The sequence below is a fragment of the Kitasatospora sp. NBC_01287 genome, from assembly GCF_026340565.1.
GTDB lineage: Bacteria > Actinomycetota > Actinomycetes > Streptomycetales > Streptomycetaceae > Kitasatospora.
Genome location: NZ_JAPEPB010000001.1, coordinates 5,110,572 through 5,129,717 on the forward strand (window position 1 = coordinate 5,110,572; position 19,146 = coordinate 5,129,717).

The window sequence follows — 19,146 nt, forward strand, 5'->3', positions numbered from 1 at the left end:
GGTCCTTATCAGGCAGGTCGCAGCAGGATGACGGATCGGCTGTTGCCGTCCGTCATCCTGCTGCAGAATGCTGTTGACCTTGGAGCGTTGAAGCACACTGATCCCCGGAACTTCACCTCCTGGATCACGAGGAGGGGGAGCGCTATGGGAGCCGTACCGTACGACACCTACGCCCGTCAGCTCGGGCTGCTGGCTGCCGAGGCATCACGTGGCCGTTGGGAGCGAATCGCTGACGACGTCCATGCGGCGCTCAACGGCCAGGCCGCGTCAAAGTTGCGGTCGCTGGTGCCCAGGCAGATTCGACGGGACACCGGGTCCTTCTTCACCACCGGTGCAGTCCGCGAATCCTTCGAGCAGTTGTTGCCGCCGATCGGTGTCCAGCCGGACACACGGACGTACTGGGATCCCACCTGCGGTGCAGGTGACCTCCTGCTCGCCGCCACCGCCCGACTGCCGCTGGCGGCCACGCCTGCCAGAACCCTGACCGACTGGAACAGGCGGCTGCGAGGCCACGACCTACAGGAGCCGTACATCACGGCTGCCCGGATGCGGCTGGTCCTCGCACTGTTGGAGCGGCACCGGCAGGTCGGAAGTGATACTCGGCTTGCGTCAGACCGGGTAGCCGGGGCGTTTCCGCTGCTCCAACTAGGGGACGGCCTACAGGAGCTGCAGTCCCGTGGAGCCTCTGCCCGGTTCCGCGGCCACATCCTGCTCAACCCGCCCTACGGTATGGCCGAAGCAACGCCCTCCTGCCGTTGGTCTTCGGGCAGCACCTCCCAGGCGGCGACGTTCACCGCCGCAGCGGCAGCGGCACTGCGCGGCGGCGGGAGGCTCACGGCGGTCCTGCCCGATGTGCTGCGCAGCGGAAGTCGGTACCGCGCGTGGCGCGACGAGCTGGCCGGACTGCTCACAGTGGAGCAGATCAAGCCGCACGGCATGTTCGACATTCACACCGATGTGGACGTCTTCCTGCTCTCCACCGTGCGGCGCCATCGGGGGCATTCAGGAGAAGTCTCCTGGTGGCCGGAGCCGCAGGCAGCCACCGGGAGGACACTGGAAGACCTCTTCGACATCCGGGTCGGGCCTGTCGTCGACAATCGTGACCCTCGGACAGGACCGCGGGCCCCTTACCTCACAGCCCGGGACCTGCCAGCTGAGGGCGAGATGAGTCTGCCTGAACGTGTCCGGAACTATCCCAAGCGGCTGATCGCGCCACCCTTCGTCGTCATGCGTCGTACCTCACGCCCCGGTCAGGGCAGTAAGGGCGGGAGCAGGGGGGCTGGGGTGCTCGTGGTTGGCGACGAGCCCGTGGCCGTGGACAACCACCTGATCGTGGCCAGCCCCAAGTCTGAAGGTATAGATCGCTGCCGGGAACTGCTCAGGGTTCTGGAACGACCCGAGACGGCGAAGTGGCTGGACGAGCGCATCCGTTGCCGGCACCTCACCGTCACCGCCATCCGGTCGTTGCCGTGGGGCTCCGAGGACGAGCAGAGATGACTGCCATGCCCTACCCGGCGCCGACAGGCGGTGACCGAGGCATTGCGCGAAGATCACTCTCTGCCTGTCTGTGAGTACACCGGTCTGGTGCCCCGTGGCCGAGCAGCAAAGCGTCACCTCATCGGGTAGGAGGTCACCCGTGCGGGTGATTTCCTTGAGTCCCTCGAATGGCGGTGCTTCGAGCGGGCAAGTCCATCCATGTTGGGGGCGATAGCTTGCAGTCGCACGAGAGGTGGAGGGGATCAGTGCCGGACGAGCCTGGCCAGGCCGCTCCCATCGTTGATTTTCCGCTGGTGGGAGTGTCGTTGCTTCGCCAGTACCTGATGGCTCTTCCTCCGACCGTCGACTTGCAGACGGCGAACAGGATCTTGTCCCTGGGTCGGAGCACTGGCTATGGATTGGCCAAGCGAGGAGAGTACCCATGCAAAGTGCTCAGGCTCGGCAAGGCATACCGAGTTGTGACCGCTGACCTCCAGCGCCTGCTGGCCGTGGAAGGGCTGCAGGAAGTGGTGCGGGAGCAGTCGCCTTCCGATAAGGATGCAGCCTTCAGCCATCGGCCAGGGCACGGTCACTGTTGCCACTGTGGTTGCCAATGTTGTCATCACGGTGGTCCATAAATCGAAATGTTCAAAGAAGCGCCCTGAATTGGCGGATCGTCCTCCGACAGTCAAGCGGTGCCACAAGGGCTCTATTGTAGAAGTTCGACAACGGGCCTATTCGGGCATCAGGGCCGCAATCTGGCGGCTCCGGTGGACAGTCGGTGGACGGATGCCTTTGGACGGCGCAACGCGAGATGTCACCGGCTAACCTGCCGCAAGTGCTCTGGCCAGCCAGAACATCACGAGGCAGCACGGTGCGACACCATGCAATGTGATCGCTCATGGTCTCGTAATGCGTAGGTCTCGGGTTCGAATCCCGAAGGCGGCTCAGTGAAGGCCCAGGTCATGCAGCCCATGACCTGGGCCTTTGGTCTTCCCTGTGGCCTAGGCGGGGGAGCGTCCGGCTGACTGCTCCCGCTGCCACGCCGTGGGTGCCGAGGCGGGCACCCAGCCGTGCACCTGCGCGGGCCCGACGTACAGCACATCCCGGATCCGGTTGTGCGGGCCCCACCCGACCTGGCCCGTCACCAACATGAACGCGCCCGGAGGCACGTGCCGGCCCTCGAACCACGCGTCCTGGAGCCTCCCCGAGTCGCACCACCGGACCTGAGCCTTCGACCCCCGCCGGGCCCGCTGGTACACGCTCGCCACCTGCAGCAGCCGAGCGCCCGCCGACCGCCGGGCCTCCTGCTCGCGCAGCAGCCAGGCCCATTGCGCGGCCAGCGTCGCGCGCTCGCGCCGACGGCGTGCGCGCGATACCGCGACCGTGACAGCCAGCACACCGACGACCAGGAGCACCGGCAGGTACGGGGCGACGTTCTTCATGGGCCCATCAGTACAGGAAGGCACCCTTCGTGTGCCACCGGCGTGACGTGGTCAGCCAGTGGGTGAGGCGTCCAGGGACGCCCGCGGCGGCTTGAAGGGCATGAGGACGGAGACCGCTGTCGACAGCACGAGCCACGTCAGTACTCCGAGGACCGCCGTCATCAGCACCGGCAGCCAGGTGCCGGCGAGGAACCCGGTGGCGATCGTCGCGTTCACCAGGGCCGCGCTCACCGCCAGTTGCACCTCGGAGCCGCGACGCGTCAGCGTGCGGCCGAGGCTCCTGACGAGCGGTCTCTGCGCGCCCAGCAGCGCCGGGCACATGACCCAGCTCGTGATCAGCACACCCCACCAGGGCATCGGCGAGACGATCAGGAGCAGCAGGCAGGAGACGATCGTCACGCCCATCGAGACGAAGAACCCGCCGGTGCCGTCCTCGACGCCCTTGGAGGGCTCGTCGAGCTTCATGCCGAGTGCGAGGACCAGGGCGACGGCGACTCCGACCACGACCGCCCAGGTGGCGGACCAGGAGGCGAACGCGAAGACCTGGAGGGCGGCCAGCGCGCCGCCTGCCGCGGCGGCCCGCCGCACGGCCTTGCTCCTCGGCGCCTTTGGCCATGCGGGAGCGGGTTCCGGCGTGGTCTCGGGGGCTGGGGCTTCCCGCCGGGCGGAGGCAGCGGCCTGCGGGGCCGCGGCCGGTGGCGCGAGGACTGTCGGAGGGTGGGGGACAGCGGGTGACCACCGGGCGCTACGGGTCGTCAGGGAGGACAGGTCCGGAGCCGGAGCCGGAGCCGGGCGCGGCAGCGGCTCCGCCCGCCGGCGCGGTGCCGGCGGCGCGAGCAACGCCCGTATCTCCTCGGCCACTTGAGCCGCGTCGGTGCCGCGGTGGCTGGGGGTCTTGGCGAGCAGGCGCAGGGTCAGGTCGTCGACGCCCGCGGGGATGATCGCGCGGTGGGTGCTCGGGGCCTCGGGTTCACGGGTGAGGTGCTGCTGGAGGACCGCCAGTGGCTGTCCCGAGAAGGGCGGCTGTCCGGTCAGCAGGGTGTGGAGCAGGCAGCCGACGGCGTACAGGTCCGCGGCGGGGCCGATGTTCCGGTCGCCTCGGGCCTGTTCGGGGGACATGTAGGCAGGAGTACCGACGATGTGGCCCGCGCCGGTGAGCGAGAGTTCCTCGTAGACGTGCTTGGCGATCCCGAAGTCGAGGATCTTGACCGTGCTCCCGGGCAGCAGCATGGCGTTCGCCGGTTTGACGTCCCGGTGGACGATCCCGGCACGATGGGCGGCGGCGAGGCCCGTGCAGATCTGCAGGGTCCAGTCCAGCACGTCCGGCACGGGCGGAAGCGCACCCTGCCGGACGATCTCCTCCAGGGACTGCCCGTTGAGCAGCTCCATGACGAGGAACGGCGCGCCGCCGTGCTCGGGGCCGGCCCGGCCGAAGTCGTGGATGGTCACGATGTGCGGGCTGCTGAGGTTGCCGGCGGCCCTGGCCTCCGCGGCGAACCGCTCGGTGCCGTCGGAGGCCGGGTCGGCGCCCGTCAGCAGCTTCACCGCCACCGGGCGGGCGACCCGTTCGTCGAAGGCACGCCAGACCTGGCCCATGCCGCCGGAGCCCAGGACTGATTCCAGGTGGTACCGGTCGTCCAGCCTTGCTCCGTGCATCTCCACCCCGTCACGGCCCTGGGGGCGCGGCTGCTCCGGGTGCGCCCTACCGATCGAGCACTCTATCGGGCCGCGGCTCGGGCTGTGCGTGCTCCTGCATCTGCTGGACCGGGTGGCCGAGGTGGGTCCGAGGCCGCAGCCGGCCGGCTCGGGACTCCAGGTGGCGCCGCTCGGCGATGCCGGCGGTGGCCTTCGCGGCGCGCTGGTAGTGCTCGTAGGCCCCGGCCGCGTCGCCGGCCTTCTCCAGCAGGTGCGCCCGTACGGAGAGCAGCCGGTGGTGTCCGGCGGCGGTGGTAGCCGATCGCCGACACGGTCGGCAGCGGGCGCCGGCGGGTCAGTCGCGGCCGGCGACCGCCAGAGCGGGCCTGACGCGCAGGGCCACGGCGGTGGAGAGCAGGGTGGTGGACAGGGTGAGGGCCAGGGCCGCCACGACCACCACGAGGAAGATCCACACCGGCCCGGCGGGGATCGGGGAGCCGAGGATGTTCAGGCTCAGCGGCACCAGCGTTGCCGCCGCGACCAGCGTGCCGAGCAGCAGGCCGGCCAGCGCCACCAGGAGCGACTCGACCGTCGTCATCCGCAGCACCTGGCCCCGGGTGGCCCCGATCAGGCGCTGCAGGGAGAACTCCCCGCGCCGCTCGGCGGTGGCCATCACCTGGGTGTTGACCAGGGCGATCGCCGCGTAGCCGATGACCATGACCACCAGCAGGTAGGCCATCCAGGCCTGGGTGTTGTCGCTGTCCTGGTGAGCGGCGGTGACCTGGTCCCGGCTGACCACCCGCAGCCCGGGAGTGCTGCCGGCGAGTGCGGACAGCCGCCGGGAGAGCTGGGCGGTGTCCTGGCCGGCGGCGCCGCGCACCAGGATCTGCGGCAGCAGGCCGCTGGTGGTGTGGCCGAGCAGCAGGGGGGCCGGGACCAGCGCGGTCTCGTATCCGCGCCGGGCGCTGACGGTGGCGACCAGGCGCAGGCTGACCGGGGTCCCGTCGCCGAGCCGGGTGGGGACCAGGTCGCCCAGCCGGTGCCCGCCGAGGTCCGCGGTGGGCAGGGCCACGGTGTCGCCGCTGAGGTCGTCGAGGCTGCCGCTGAGGACCTGGATCGACGTCGTGCCGGCCACGCCCTGGGGGGAGACCCCGAACACCGGGAGGTCCGGGACGTCGACCTTGCGGTCGTGCTTTCCGGCGGCCTGCGGGGCGGGGCTCTGCGCCGGGCTCTGCCCTGGGCTCTGCGCCGGGCTCTGCCCTGGGCTCTGCGCCGGGCTCTGCGCGGGCTCCAGGAACAGGGAGCTGGAGGTGAGGGCGGAGGCCGCCGCGACGCCGGGCAGCTGCTGGACGGTGTCCACCAGGGCGGGCGGCAGCCCGCCGGTGGCCGAGGTGAGGACCAGGTCGGCGCGCAGGTTGTCGGTGAACGCCCGGTCGTCCCCGCCCGCCTGAGTGGTCTGCAGGTAGATCAGCGAGGTGGCCAGCCCGGTGGCGAGCATGACCGGCATCACGGCCCCGGACAGGCGGATCGAGCGGGCCTTGGCGTTGAGCATGGCCAGCTGGCCGGAGAATCCGGTGAAGGCGGCCAGCGGGCGGCGCAGCAGCGCCGTGATGACCTTGCTCAGGCCGGGCCCGAGCAGTCCGAAGCCGGCCACCCAGAGCATCGCCCCGGGCGTGGCGGTGCTGCCCGCCTTCCGGGGATCCATCACCAGCGCGGTGACCAGGGCCAGCGCGGTCCCGCCCGCCAGGCAGAGCACGGCGAACAGCAGCCGGACCCAGCTGAACCAGCGGCGCTGCAGGGCGGCCTCGGCGAGCGCCTCGATGGGACGGGTCAGGGCCGCGCGCCGGCCCGCGATCCAGGCGGCGCCGAGCGCGGTGAGCAGGGCGACCCCCGCGCCGACGAACATCGGGACCGCTCCGGCGCGGTAGACGATGCCGGCGGGCACCACTCCGCCGTGGACGAAGGCGGCGAGCAGCTGGCGTCCGAGCCGGGGGCCGGGGTAGCAGGCGAGCGCGGTGGCGATCAGGGCCACCAGCATGGTCTCGCCGAGGATCAGCCGGCGCAGCTGGCCGGGCGTGGCGCCGGTGGCGCGCAGCAGCGCCATCTCCCGCCGGCGCTGCTGGATCGACAGGCCCAGGGTGCCGGCCACCACGAACACGGTGACCATGACGGACAGTCCACCGAAGACCGCGGCCAGCGGGATCAGGTTCTTGCCGTGGGTGACGACCGCGGGGTCCTCGGCCCGGCCGCGCTCGTCACCGACGAGCACGTCGACCTGTTCGCCGGCCACCAGCGCGCTGATCGCCCCGCGCACCTGGCCCGGGTCACTGCCCGGGGTGGTGAACACGCCGATGGCGTCGGCGGTGTCCGGCCGGACGGCGAAGTCCATCGCGTCGGCGTCGGCGAAGAAGACCGTCGCCGCGTCGCCCGGGCCGCTGACCAGGGCGGTGACGGTGAACTGCCGGGTGCCGCCGTGGACGTCCAGGGCGACGCCCGAGCCGATCCGCAGGCCCGCCGACGCCGCCAGGCGGCTGTCCAGCGCGACCTGGCTGGAACCGGTGGGCGCGCTGCCCTGGTCCAGGGCGTAGGGCGACAGCTGCGCGGCCGACCAGTCGCGGCCGGTCGTCTGCTGGATGCCGTGGCCGCCGCCGGGTACCAGCGCCGCCGGGAACGAGACGTCCGGCACGGCGGCCGAGACGCCGGGGATCGAGCGGATGCCGTCGACCAGCGACAGCGCCACCGGCACCCGCTCGGGGAAGACGCCGTTGCGGGTGTCCGGGTGCAGTTGGTCGCCGGAGACCACGATCGGCGCGGCCGCGAGGCGGTGCGGCGGAGCCGCGTCGTGGATGCCGGTCTCCAGCAGGCCACCGCAGCCCACCACGATCATGGCGCCGAGGAACATGGCGATGAACGACGCGAGGAAGCCGATCCGGTGGAAGCGCAGGGTGCGCAGCGCGATCCTGATCACCGCTGCTCTCCCTGCGCGAGGCCGTGCGCGAGGCCCTGCTCAAGGCCCTGCTCAAGGCCCTGTGCGAGGCCCCGCGCGGCGGGCTGGTCGCCCCAGGCGCCGAGGTGGGTCATCCGCTCGGCGACCCGGTCGGCGGTCGGCCGCTCCAGGGAGTCGATGATCTGACCATCCGTCAGGAACAGCACGCGATCGGCGTGCGAGGCGGCCACCGGGTCGTGGGTGACCATGACGATGGTCTGCCCGGCCCACTGGACGGACTCGCGCAACAACGTCAGCACCTCGCGGGCCGTGCGGGTGTCCAGCGCGCCGGTCGGCTCGTCGCCGAAGAGCACGGCGGGCTTGGTCACCAGCGCCCGGGCGACGGCCACGCGCTGCTGCTGGCCGCCGGAGAGCTCCGCCGGTCGGGCCTTGCGCCGGGCCCCCAGGCCGACCCGTTCGATGATCTCGTCGACCTCGGCGGACCTGGGCCGGATCCCCGCCAGGCGCAGCGGCAGGGTGACGTTCTCCAGCACGTTCAGCGCGGGCAGCAGGTTGAAGGCCTGGAAGACGAAGCCGACGCGCCGGCGGCGCAGCTTGGTCAACTCCCGCTCGTTGAGGCCGGACAGCTCCGTGCCGTCGAGCATGACCGAGCCGGAGGTCGGCCGGTCGAGGCCCGCGGCGCACTGCAGGAAGGTGCTCTTGCCCGACCCGGAGGGCCCCATCACCGCGGTGAAGCTGCCGCGCCGCAGGCCGATGGTGACCCCGTCGAGCGCGGCCACCCTGTTCTTGGCGTTGCCGTAGGTCTTGGAGATGTCCTGGAGTCGGACGACTTCGTCCGGGTGCCTGACTGCCGTGCTGTTCACGTGCTTTCTCCCCCTTGGAAATGGCTGTGGGCATGGCTGCGGGCATGGCTGTTGGGCATGGCTGACCAGCGGCCGTGGCCGTGGGCGCAGCGCATTGGTGATCGAATGCGGATGACGGCCCGTCAGAAATGCAGCGGGCCTGGCTCGCTGAGCATCCGCTTCGCCTCGGCGAGCGGGTCGGTGGGCGGGCGCAGCACCGCGTGCGCGACCGTCAGGTGCAGGCGGGCGGCGGCGACCACCAGGCGGCTGCCGAGCACCGCCGCCAGGGCGAGGCAGCCGGCTGCCATGAGCAGTGCGGAGGGGAGGTCGTCACCCCAGATCCGCAGCACGACGCTGTGCCCCGCGGCGCCGTCGGCCCAGGCCAGCAGCGGCAGCACGGTGCCGGCGAGCGGTGCCACCCACAGGGCCAGGGCGAGCACGTCGAGCGCGAGCAGCGGCGGGAAGAGCAGTACGAGGTAGGCGCAGTCGCGCACGGTGGCGGGATCGGTGCAGCGGGTCCTGATCCGGGCGGTCAGGCCGGGCTCGGTGACCGCCCGGTACTCGTACGGGATCGGTTCGGCGATCAGGGCGGCGCGGCCGCGTTCGACCTGCGCGCAGCCCCGCAGGATCCACGGGAGGCCGGCGAGCAGGGGCAGTGCCACGGTGAACTGGCCCAGCACGGCGCCCGCCACCACCGTGACGACGGCCACGGCGAACAGGGCCGGGCCCGTCACCAGGTAGCAGGCCAGGTAGGCGGCCGCCTGCCAGGGGGCGGCCGAGAAGAGCATCCGGAACGGGTTGGCGCTGGTCCGCAGGCGGACTGCTCGCAAGGTGCTCATTCCACACTTCGCAACAGGAGTTCGACCGACGCGAGCCGTTCGGTCAGCTCGGTCAGGGTGGCCTGTTGGGCCTCCTGGGCGGCGACCGCCTGCTCGGCCAGCTTGCGGTAGCCGGCCAGCGCCACGGCGTCCGCGCGGTGCCGCTGCAGCCTGAAGTGCGAGACCACGCTCGTCGTGATGCCGCCGATGACGATCGTGACGATAGCGATGGCGACGATGGCGCCGGTCATGTCCGCTTCCCCTTAAGGTCGTTCGATTCTTGCTCGGCCTCCGGTCCGCCCGGGTCGGCCAGTTGATCCTCCTGGACGGCGGCCAGGATCGTCTCCAGATTGATCCGCAGCTCGAACGGGACCAGCTCGAAGTACTTCAAGGCCTTGCCATCATCCGAGAGTTCGAGCCGGCCGACCACCAGACCGGCTGCCTCCAGCCGCTCCAGGTGCATGTAGAGCAGTGGGCGGGAGATGCCCAGTCGACGGGCCAGCTCACTGACGTACATCCGTCCGTCGGCGAGCTCGACGACCACCCGCAGGCGCTGTGCGTGACCCACTGCGGCGAGAAACGCCAGCAGTTCCTCGCTGTTGATGGCCCACCCTCCTCGCGATCTTCGAGGCCTGCAAGCCTTCAGCCTGTCGACCCTGTAAGTCAGAACTTACACATGACTGGAATGGCGGTCAACCATGGTCGGCCGGCGGATGGGGCGCCGTGGCGTGCCCTGATCCGCAGGCGGTGTCCAGGGCCGGATGGTCAAGATTTAGTAAATACGGCAAGCGTTCCATCGGATCGGGTCTAAGCTGGTCGAGGTTTAGCAGGCACCTCGTTCGGTGAGGCGTCTTCACGGACACAGGCCACTGATCCCAACCGTCGAGAGACGCTCCGGATCAGGACAGATCTTCCCGACCTAAGGGTTGATCCCAAGTGGCTTCCGGCTCGGGTGAGTTGGATTACGCCGTGAAGTGCCAAAGCTCTGACGAGTTGGGGTGAGCCGTCCCTCGGGGGCGGCGAGCTCCTTGCCGTGTCGCAGTGCGCAGCGGGTGTCGCGCGCACCGGCCGGGAGGAGGCGAGAGAGATGGACTGCAGTAGTCCGGGCCATAGTTGCCCCTACCCCCGCCTGTCCTCGTACGACTCGTACTTCTTCGGCTCGCGGTAACCACCTTCGCTACGCGCTCCCGCCGATCGGCCCCGCGGCTCGCCGCGCCGTCCGACGCGCGATCCGCCATGCCCTGATCCGCTCCGGTCGGCCTCGTGCCACCCGGGCAACTCGGCGCCCCGTAGCGGGGATCGCTGCCGCGCGCCTCCGAACTCCCCCTGACTGCGTGGGGGCTGAGGGAGGTTCACCATGACCACCAACGTGACGCTCGACTCGAAGGTTCCCGCTCCGCGTGCCGCGGTGCTGGACGACGCCCACCTGGGCGACATCAAGGGTGCGCTGGGCACGATCCGGCTGGACGACACCGCCGAGCGCAAGGGCCTGTCGGCCAAGCTGAAGACGCTGCTGGCGATCGTCGGCCCCGGCCTGATCGTGATGGTCGGAGACAACGACGCCGGCGCGTTCTCGACCTACGGCAACGCCGGGCAGAACTACGGCACCCACCTGCTGTGGACGCTGCTGCTGCTGGTCCCGGTGCTGTACGTGAACCAGGAGATGGTGCTGCGCCTGGGCGCGGTCACCGGGGTCGGGCACGCCCGGCTGATCCTGGAGCGCTTCGGCAGGTTCTGGGGCGCGTTCAGCGTGATCGACCTGTTCCTGCTGAACGCGCTGACCCTGGTGACGGAGTTCATCGGGATCACGCTGGCGGCCGGCTACCTGGGGCTGCCCAAGGTGCTGTCGGTGGTGCTGGCGGCGGGGATCATCATCGCGTCGGCGTTCACCGGTTCGTTCCGGCGCTTCGAGCGGATCGCGGTGGCGCTCTGCGCCGGCTCGCTGCTGCTGGTGCCGATCTACTTCATGGTCCACCCGAAGACCTCGCAGCTGGCGCATGACTTCGTCGTGCCCGACATGCCCGGCGGGACCGGCCAGTTGGCGACCGTGATGCTGCTGATCATCTCGATCGTCGGCACCACTGTGGCGCCGTGGCAGCTCTTCTTCCAGCAGTCGTACGTGATCGACAAGCGGATCACGCCGCGGTTCATGAAGTACGAGAAGGTCGACCTGTGGATCGGCATCGTGATCGTGGTCGTGGGCGCGGCGGCGATGATGGGCTTCACGGCGGCGGCGTTCGCCGGGACGGACGGCGTCGGCCAGTTCTCGGACGCGGGCGCGGTGGCCAAGGGCCTGGCGGACCACTCGGGCAAGCTGGTCGGCGTGCTGTTCGCGATCGCGCTGCTGGACGCCTCGATCATCGGCGCCTTCGCGGTCTCGCTCTCCACGGCCTACGCGATCGGTGACGTCTTCGGCCTCAAGCACTCGCTGCACCGCGGGGTCGAGGGTGCGAAGGGCTTCTACGCCGTCTACGCGGGCGTGGTCTGCGCGGCGGCGGCGATCGTGCTGGTTGCCAGCGACCACACGCTGGGCCTGCTGACCCAGGGCGTGCAGGTGCTGGCCGGGGTGCTGCTGCCCTCCGCCTCGGTCTTCCTGCTGCTGCTCTGCAACGACCGCCAGGTGCTCGGCCCGTGGACCAACGGGCCCAGGACGAACGCCTTCACCTCGGCGGTGGTCGGGGTGCTGGTGACCCTCTCGGTGGTCCTGACCGCCTCGGTGCTCTTCCCGGACATCTCCTCCGGCGCGATCCTGGACATCATGGCCGGCTGCGGCGTGGTCGGGGTGCTGGCGGCCGGCTTCGCCTTCACCCGGCGGCGCACCGCGACCAAGGAGGACCCCATCGACCGCACGGGAAGGGACACTTGGCGGATGCCCCCGCTGGAGACCCTGGCCCGCCCGGTGATGTCCAGTGGCCGCAAGATCGGCATGGGCGCGCTCCGCACCTACCTGCTGATCTCGATGGTGCTGGTCGTCATCAAGCTCGTCCGGACGGCGCTCGGGCACTGAGCCTTCGGTGAGTTGACGTCCCGTCAGAGTCGGTCGGGGGCGTGCCTGTGCACGCCCTGCCCAGGGCGGCGCTGCCTCCTCACGGCCGCGGGCGCTCCCTCATGGTGGCGCGGATACCGGCGATCAAGGTGGCGGTGTGGCCGCGGTCGCGGCACTTGGGGCAGAACCCGTCCTCCCGGAGGGAACCGGGCGGGCCGGCGGCGTGGCAGGTGCGGCAGGTGGCCCGGTGGGGTTGCTGATGCGTGGCCGTCAGCGGCGGCTCGGGGACGGGCGCTCGGACGGGTGCTCGGACGGGCGCGGGGGCGGGCTCGGGCGGCACCCGGTCGAGCAGGCGCCGCCGGGCGAAGGCGCCGGGGCACTGCACACTCGCGGGCAGCCCGTTGGTGAGCGCGAAGCGGAACTGCTCCACCGTCACCCCGCGTGCGAACCACTCGGCGGCGAGCGCCTCCAGTTCCTCGCACTCGCGCGCGGAGAGCATCATCCGCCGGTCGGCGGCCGCGAGCGAGGCCAGCGCGCGGTACGAGAAGGAGCGCGCCGGGGGCGCGGGGGAGGGGTCCGCACTCCCGCCCGTGCGGCGGTCGGTCAGGAACCGCTCCCACCAGGAGGCGGCCCGGGCCGTGCGCGAGAAGTAGGTGCGGGAGACCCAGCGGGTGACGCCCTCACCGACGGTCTCCCGGATGCGCAGCAGGTGCCCCAGTCGGGCGAGGTGGCGCAGCGCACTGCGGACGGCCTGCTGCCCGAACCGGGGCTGGGCGGCCGCGAGCGTCTTGGCGTCGACGGCCGCGCCGTCGGGCAGGCGGTCGAGGAAGGCGGCGAGGTACGCCTCGCGCTCGGGCAGGTGCGCGAAGGTGCGCGATTCGAGGGGGTGTTGCGACGGCGCGGACCGCTTGCCGTAGCCGGGCGCGGCAGTAGGGTGGGTGGTAGCCACTGGATCGACTGACTCGATTCGTGTCGGTCAGACCCCTGCATGGTGTTGGTAGCACCGGCGGGGGTCGTTTCTTTGCCTTTGCGCGAACCGTACACCGCAGTCGCGGGGTGGTGGCAAGTCGTGACGATAAGTCATATTCAATGGTCGGCGCGCACCTTGGGGGGTGGGTGGGAGTAGGCCGCCCACCGTTCCTCAGAAGGAGAGCTCGGGTGCCGAAGCCCGAAGCTCGGGTGTCTCAGCGAAGGGGCTGCTGGGCCGCGAAGGTGACGAATCCGGCCCACGCGGCGGGGGAGAAGGCGAGCTGCGGGCCGGCCTTGTCCTTGGAGTCGCGGATGCGGACGATCTCGGGGGAGCGGGCGGCCTCGATGCAGTTGCCGCCGTCGCTGTCGCTGTAGCTGGACTTGAACCACGCGAGTTCGGCGCTCATAGCTCCTCCATCAACCCTTCGATGAACCGGGCAGACTCCCCAACCCCGAGGGCCTGCATCCGGATCATGCCATGGCGCTGTTCGAGAGTGCTCACCGTCTGTGCGTCGCTGTACAGGGCGCCGGTCGCCTGGCCCTCCACATAGGCGTAGCGCTGGTGATCGCCGGTTTCTACCAGGACGAAGGGACCGACGAGCGCCGCGGCGTCAGCGCCGCTGTCGACCGGCAGCACCTGGATCGACACATTGCGCAGCTGTCCTGTCTCCAGCAGGTGTTGGAGCTGCCGCCTCATCGCCTCTGGCCCGCCCACTCTCGTGCGCAGTGCGGCCTCGAAGATCGTGAAGCTGAACAGGATGGGCGGGGTCCGGGTGAGCTTCTGCTGTCGTTCGAGTCGCGCTTGTACCCGCGCTTCCACCGCGTCGTCGTCGAGCGGCGGGGTGCGGTGCGCGATCAGCGCCCGAGCGTACTCGGCGGTCTGCAGCAGCCCGGGGATCAGAAGGCTCTCGTACGAGTTCAGCACGATCGCCTCGTCCTCCACCGCCACGAAGCTCCTCGCGTGGTGCGGGAACCGCTCCGGCCGCAGGTATCCGGCCGCCGCGAGCAGCAACCCGCGTGCGTCGCAGAGTTGCTCGGCCGCCTGGAGCACCTTCAGGGTCGGTTTCCGCCGCCCCTGCTCCATCGACTTCACGGTCTCGTAGTCATACTCGGCTTCTTCGGCCAGTCGCTCCCGCGTCACACCCGCTCGCTCGCGCCACAGTTTGAGCTGGTTGCCGCAGTACTGCCACGCCAGGGGTCGCTCGGGTGTTCCGGTCATCCTGGCGCCCCCAAAAAATTTTCCCGGGTACACGGCGGGTACTCGGCCCGCTGGACCCGTCTCGTCACTTCCGAGGCTACGGCCCGACCAGCACCGTAGGAGTCCGATCCCCGGATCACGCCTCGTTCGGGTGCTGATCCGCCCCTCCGCGTTTGCAAGGACCCGCCATGCCCACGCAGCAGCAGCCCCTCGCCGCCGAGCACCGCCTGCCCCGCACCGCGAGCAGCGTCGGCCTCGCCCGCGAGTACCTACGCCTGCAACTGGCCTCGTGGGGCCTGCCGGAGGAGGCCGTCGACACCGCCGTCCTGCTCCTCTCCGAGCTGATGACCAACGCCTGCCGGCACGCCCGCTGCCCCCGCGACCGCTACCTCGCCGCCCGCTGGACCCTGGACCCCACCGCCACCCTCCTCCGCGTCGAGGTCTCCGACGCCGACCGCACGCTCCCGATCCCACGCGCCAGCGGCCCCGACGAGGAGTCGGGCCGTGGTCTCGAACTCCTCGCCGCCCTCGCCACTGCCTGGGGCGCCCACCCGCGCGCGTGCGGGGTCGGCAAGACGGTGTGGTTCACGCTCAAGTACGCGCCCTGAGGGTTGGCCTGCGGAGCGGCGAACCTCCGAAACCATCTGTAGCGACCTCGGTACCATGGGTATTATCGGACAGACGTACTTCATGGAAGCCGGGGGCACTCATGTCCGACGCAGCAGGGGGGGGGTTCTCTGTCCATCCGGACGAGATCCTGGCAGCAGCACCGCAGTTCACGTCCGACAGCGAGAACATCAAGGCTGCGGTCGCGAACCTGGAGTCCACGCTCGGTAGGATCGGCTCACCTTGGGGAGCGGACAAGCAGGGCAAAGCGTTTGCTGCGGCGTACACCCCGCAGCACACTCAGCTCATTCAGAGCATGGGCGTCCTCGTGCAAGGCCTTGCCAGTATTCATCTCGGCCTGGAGGCGATGGCCGGCAACCATCAAGGTGCTGACACCGCATCGGCCGCCGGGCTGTCCGCGAAGGCGAGCGAGTAGTGGGCGCCAAGCAAGACGCGGAGAAGATCGTCCGTAAGCTGACAGGAATGTGGTGGCCGGACGCCGACGAGGACGGGCTGCGCCAAGTGGCCACCGCCTGGAACACCCTCGCCGACGCCATTGATAGCAGTACCGCTACTGCCAACTCCACTGCTCAGGGGGTTATCCACGGCAACAGCGGCCCAGCGGTCAGCGCGTTCGACACCTTCTGGGCCCGCTATTACACGAGCGGTTCCGGCTGGCTGCCTGATGCCTCCGCCTCTTGCCGTGCGATGGCCAAGGCCTGCTCGCAGTACGCCGACCAGATCGCCGCAGCCAAGAAGAAGCTGGAGGAAGAGGTCGCCCTGGTCGGCGGCGTCCTTATTGCCGGCACCACGCTCGCCTTCTTCACGGGCGGTCTCTCCGAGGGCGCTGCTATCGGTGCGTCGGCCGCCATCGTCTCCGCAGCCGACGCCTTGGGGGTCACGGTCGCCACCGCTGTCGCCGACATCGCGGGAACGGTCCTGACGGGGGCCGCTTTCGGCGCGGTCGAGTCGGCGACCATCGACCTAGCTGTTGCTCAGCCCATCAAGATCGGCTTCGGTGACCAAAAGGGCATCAGCGCCACCGAGATCCTCGACTCTGCCGGGACGGGCGCTCTCGCCGGCGGCTTCACCAGCGGTATGGGTGCGGGGGCGAAGGCCCTCTCGGTTGCCGCCGACGGGTCCGGCAGCATTGCCCCGTCGCTGGCTGCTATCGCCACCCGACTGCCCACCGCGTTGGACTCCCTTCCGGGCCGCATGATCGTCGGCGCTGGCGTCGGAGCCGGTCAGGACGCGCTTTTCGACGGTGGAAATGTCAATCTTCTTGACGTCCTGAGTGGAGCCATCGGCGGTGCGGCGGGAAAGGGGAAGGGGGCGCAGGTCGATGGCGATAGTTTGAGTCCGGCTGACGCTCAGCAGCTCGCTGGGTTGCGAAACCAAGGGCATGCTCCTGGGAGGCATCTTGATCCAGACGATCCGACACTTCAGCGACGTCTGGGTACGACTATAACGAATCCGGATGGTACGCCCAAGACCTACACCTCGTCGTCCAGCAACGCGGGTCATGTGAAGTCAAAGGACCACATTGATCCCTTGACGGGCACTACCGTGGATGGAGATACGGGCGGAGTTCATAAGTGCGGCCCTTATGCAACGCGCTACAATGATCCGAAGGCACTGGTCGATGTTGACAACTACATGCGGCAGAAGATCAGTAGCAATGGGGGTGCCTTGCCTCCTACGTCAACCCCAATCGAGGACATACTCGGACCCAGTGGGCATCTGAAGTTCACGGGCTTCTACAAGGATCCGGCGAACCCTGGGCAGTATCTCCCTGTCGATTTTGAGGGTGGAAACATCATAGCTGTGTATGTACCTGATGGAAATGGCGGCTATAATCTTGTGACATCTTACGCCAATCCCGCACCGGGTAGGCATCCATGAGGAGAGCCTTGAGCATCGATCCAGCCGGATTTATCGAGCAGTATCTCAATGTCGAAGTTGCCTACTACTATATGGATGGAATCAAGGCTGGAATTGTACAGTCCGGATCGGCGTATGCCGAGGATGTCCGCAGTATGCTCGATGGGCTATTGGCCGAGCGCAGCCTGTCGCGTGGTGAGTACTGTGACCTCACCTTCATCGAGTTCGAAACCGATGATGATCTGTACACCTACTTGCAGCAGGTATACAATTTCTTTTTCCTTGGAAGTGAGCAGGCTCCCCTGCCGCCGGACTAGGCTGCAGCCCTTTTTGGGCGGAGTGTTCGTTCTCCTGAAAGCGTCAGGTTCGGTGGGTCGGCCTGCGCTGACGTCTGGGCAGTGGGGTTTTGGCGGGAGGGATGGCAGGGCTGCGGCGCAGCAGGGCCCAGGCGGAGTGCGGGGTCGGCAAGACGGTGTGGTTCACGCTCAAGTACGCGCCCTGATTCCCTTAATTGACTGGCCCACCGGCGGTGCTGCCCATACGTTTCGTGAGCGGACGTATCGTCATACCAGCTACCACGGAGACCCCGGTGACCCTCGACCTTCAGACGCTCGACATCCAGCCCCTCGACCCCCACCACGCGCCCGAGCAACTCCTCGCCGACTACCACGCGATGCGGGCGGCGACCGTGGCGGTGGACACGCCCAAGGACCCGCCGCTGAGCTACGAAGCGGCGATCGGGCGCCTGCGCACGCCGCCACTTGAGGACGGACCGTGGCGCTTCTGGGTCGGCCACCTGGACGGACGCCTGGCCGGTTCGGTCGGGTTCGCGCTTCCCGAGGGCCCGAACAGCGGGATCGTCAACGTCGAGGTCCAGGTGCACCCCGAACTGCGGCGCCGCGGGGTCGGCACCGCACTGCTCCGTGCCGTGCTGCCCGCCGTCCTGGAGACCCGGCGCGACACCGTCCTCGGGTTCTTCATGAATCCGGACTCCCCCGCCGCCCGCTGGGCGGGCGGCCTGGGGTTCGAGGTGACCCAGAGCATGGTGTTGCAGGTCCTGCCCATAGCCTCGACTCCCGCGCAGCTGTGGGACGTTCCGGTGCCGACCGGCTACCGCCTGGAGCAATGGACGGGAGTGACTCCCGAGCCGCTCATCGACTCCTACGCCGTGGCCCGGCAGGCCATCGAGGACGCCCCGTTGGGCCGGACGAGCTACCTGCCGACCCCGTGGACGCCGGCCCGGATCCGCGAGACCGACCGCGAACTGGCGGCTGCCGGCACCGAGCAGCTGGTGGTGGTCGCCATCGAGGACGCCACCGACCAGGTGGTCGGCGTCCACGTCATCCACAGGCCGCCGCACCGCCGTGAGTTGGGCCTGATCCAGGACACCTCCGTGCCGGCCGCGCACCGCGGCCACGGGCTCGGCCTGGCGATGAAGGCAGCCATGATGCGCCGACTCACCGACGAGCGGCCGGAGATGGAACGCATCCTCACCACCACCGCCACCACGAACACCCACATGATCGGCATCAACGAGGCGCTCGGCTACCACGCGGCTCGGACGGTGATCTGGTCCGAGACCGCGACGGCGAGGCTGGCCGAACGACTGACCGCGTCCTCCACCGGCAGCTGAGCCGGCCTGGCCGGGGCGCCGGAGGCGGCGGGGCCGGGTGAACGTACGGCCCTGCCATCCGCAGTTCCTGGCGGGCCGGGACCGGCGGCTGGCAGACTGCCGCTGGTGTGGACCGTTCGCGAGATCTCCCGCCAGACCCTGCTCCGCCGGGGTGTCGCCCTCGAATGCGCCACCCTGGGCTGGAACGTGGTCGGCGTCGTCGTGCTCGCCGTGGCCGCGCTCGCCGCGCGCTCGGTGGCACTCGCCGGCTTCGGGCTGGACTCGCTGATCGAGATCGGCGCGTCGACCGTCGTGCTCTGGGAGCTGACGGGGTCGGGCAAGGCGCGCCAGAAGATCGCGCTGCGACTGATCGGCGGCGCCTTCGCGCTGCTGGCCGGCTACCTGCTGGTCCAGTCCACGCTGCTGCTGGCCACCGGCTTCCGCGCGCACCACTCACCGCTGGGCGTCGCCTGGACGGCGGCCACCGCCGCCGTGATGTTCCTGCTCGCGGCCGGCAAGGCCCGCACCGGGGCGGCGCTCGACAACCCGGTGCTGCGGACCGAGGGCCGGGTCACGCTGGTCGACGGGCTGCTCGCCCTCGCGGTGCTGCTCGGCCTGCTGCTGGACGGGGCGCTGGGCTGGTGGTGGGCGGACCCGCTGGCCGGCTACGCGCTGGCGGGCTACGCGGTGTACGAGGTGCGGGAGGCCGCCCGCGCCACCCGCTGACGGGT

The 19,146-nt window shown here is 69.8% G+C and carries 18 protein-coding genes, 1 pseudogene and 1 riboswitch; of the genes and pseudogenes, 9 read left to right on the forward strand and 10 right to left on the reverse strand.

Annotated features, from left to right (window positions below; all coding sequences use genetic code 11):
- The first annotated feature begins 144 nt into the window (after positions 1-144).
- Together OG455_RS21995 and OG455_RS22000 are read left to right on the forward strand one after the other, a co-directional pair.
- Complete coding sequence (locus OG455_RS21995) at positions 145-1,497, forward strand: hypothetical protein (protein ID WP_266296237.1); 1,353 nt, start codon at positions 145-147, stop codon at positions 1,495-1,497.
- A gap of 323 nt (positions 1,498-1,820) precedes the next feature.
- Positions 1,821-1,988 (forward strand): annotated as a pseudogene (locus OG455_RS22000) (integrase); the annotation flags it as partial.
- A 492-nt stretch (positions 1,989-2,480) separates the two neighbouring features.
- Here OG455_RS22000 and OG455_RS22005 read toward each other — a convergent pair.
- The 7 genes from OG455_RS22005 to OG455_RS22035 all read right to left on the reverse strand — a co-directional run bounded on the left by OG455_RS22005 (position 2,481) and on the right by OG455_RS22035 (position 9,767).
- Positions 2,481-2,921, reverse strand: a complete 441-nt coding sequence (locus OG455_RS22005; RefSeq protein WP_266296239.1) for a hypothetical protein — start codon at positions 2,919-2,921, stop codon at positions 2,481-2,483.
- Positions 2,922-2,972: 51 nt separating this feature from the next.
- Positions 2,973-4,577 (reverse strand): serine/threonine-protein kinase, encoded by a 1,605-nt coding sequence (locus tag OG455_RS22010; protein WP_266296241.1) that lies wholly within the window; start codon positions 4,575-4,577, stop codon positions 2,973-2,975.
- A 334-nt stretch (positions 4,578-4,911) separates the two neighbouring features.
- Positions 4,912-7,524 (reverse strand): FtsX-like permease family protein, encoded by a 2,613-nt coding sequence (locus OG455_RS22015; protein ID WP_266296243.1) that lies wholly within the window; start codon positions 7,522-7,524, stop codon positions 4,912-4,914.
- Positions 7,521-8,366, reverse strand: a complete 846-nt coding sequence (locus OG455_RS22020; protein WP_266296245.1) for an ABC transporter ATP-binding protein — start codon at positions 8,364-8,366, stop codon at positions 7,521-7,523. Before OG455_RS22020 ends, OG455_RS22015 begins: the two co-directional genes overlap by 4 nt.
- Before the next feature lie 122 nt (positions 8,367-8,488).
- Complete coding sequence (locus OG455_RS22025) at positions 8,489-9,184, reverse strand: sensor domain-containing protein (protein WP_266296247.1); 696 nt, start codon at positions 9,182-9,184, stop codon at positions 8,489-8,491.
- Complete coding sequence (locus OG455_RS22030) at positions 9,181-9,414, reverse strand: hypothetical protein (protein WP_266296249.1); 234 nt, start codon at positions 9,412-9,414, stop codon at positions 9,181-9,183. The genes OG455_RS22025 and OG455_RS22030 overlap by 4 nt, the downstream gene beginning before the upstream one ends.
- The gene (locus OG455_RS22035; RefSeq protein WP_266300906.1) at positions 9,411-9,767 is read right to left on the reverse strand and encodes a winged helix-turn-helix domain-containing protein; all 357 of its coding nucleotides are present in this window, start codon (positions 9,765-9,767) and stop codon (positions 9,411-9,413) included. Before OG455_RS22035 ends, OG455_RS22030 begins: the two co-directional genes overlap by 4 nt.
- A 223-nt stretch (positions 9,768-9,990) precedes the next feature.
- Positions 9,991-10,168: riboswitch (M-box (ykoK) riboswitch) on the forward strand.
- 352 nt (positions 10,169-10,520) lie between these two features.
- On the opposite strand from OG455_RS22035, the gene OG455_RS22040 reads away from it, so the two are divergent.
- Positions 10,521-12,170: an NRAMP family divalent metal transporter gene (locus OG455_RS22040; protein ID WP_266296251.1), complete on the forward strand. Its 1,650-nt coding sequence runs from the start codon at positions 10,521-10,523 to the stop codon at positions 12,168-12,170.
- Between the two features lie 79 nt (positions 12,171-12,249).
- Here the strand turns inward: OG455_RS22040 and OG455_RS22045 are convergent, their stop codons facing one another.
- From OG455_RS22045 to OG455_RS22055, 3 genes are all read right to left on the reverse strand, one after another.
- A complete protein-coding gene (locus OG455_RS22045; RefSeq protein ID WP_266296253.1) occupies positions 12,250-13,098 on the reverse strand; it encodes a hypothetical protein in 849 nt (282 codons plus the stop codon).
- 235 nt (positions 13,099-13,333) lie between these two features.
- On the reverse strand, positions 13,334-13,525 hold the full coding sequence (locus OG455_RS22050) for a DUF397 domain-containing protein (protein ID WP_266296255.1): 192 nt from the start codon (positions 13,523-13,525) through the stop codon (positions 13,334-13,336).
- Entirely contained in the window at positions 13,522-14,337 is an 816-nt protein-coding gene (locus OG455_RS22055; protein WP_266296257.1) for a helix-turn-helix transcriptional regulator, read from the reverse strand. The genes OG455_RS22050 and OG455_RS22055 overlap by 4 nt, the downstream gene beginning before the upstream one ends.
- 167 nt (positions 14,338-14,504) lie before the next feature.
- On the opposite strand from OG455_RS22055, the gene OG455_RS22060 reads away from it, so the two are divergent.
- The 6 genes from OG455_RS22060 (at position 14,505) to OG455_RS22085 (ending at position 19,141) form a co-directional block, all read left to right on the forward strand.
- Positions 14,505-14,924, forward strand: coding sequence for an ATP-binding protein (locus OG455_RS22060; protein WP_266296259.1), 420 nt, complete (start codon positions 14,505-14,507; stop codon positions 14,922-14,924).
- A 101-nt stretch (positions 14,925-15,025) separates the two neighbouring features.
- On the forward strand, positions 15,026-15,358 hold the full coding sequence (locus OG455_RS22065; protein WP_266296261.1) for a WXG100 family type VII secretion target: 333 nt from the start codon (positions 15,026-15,028) through the stop codon (positions 15,356-15,358).
- Positions 15,358-16,824: a hypothetical protein gene (locus tag OG455_RS22070; protein ID WP_266296263.1), complete on the forward strand. Its 1,467-nt coding sequence runs from the start codon at positions 15,358-15,360 to the stop codon at positions 16,822-16,824. Before OG455_RS22065 ends, OG455_RS22070 begins: the two co-directional genes overlap by 1 nt.
- Before the next feature lie 8 nt (positions 16,825-16,832).
- Positions 16,833-17,120: a hypothetical protein gene (locus OG455_RS22075; protein ID WP_266296265.1), complete on the forward strand. Its 288-nt coding sequence runs from the start codon at positions 16,833-16,835 to the stop codon at positions 17,118-17,120.
- Between the two features lie 272 nt (positions 17,121-17,392).
- Positions 17,393-18,436, forward strand: coding sequence for a GNAT family N-acetyltransferase (locus OG455_RS22080; RefSeq protein ID WP_266296267.1), 1,044 nt, complete (start codon positions 17,393-17,395; stop codon positions 18,434-18,436).
- 105 nt (positions 18,437-18,541) lie between these two features.
- Positions 18,542-19,141: a cation transporter gene (locus OG455_RS22085; protein WP_266296269.1), complete on the forward strand. Its 600-nt coding sequence runs from the start codon at positions 18,542-18,544 to the stop codon at positions 19,139-19,141.
- Positions 19,142-19,146 lie beyond the last annotated feature (5 nt).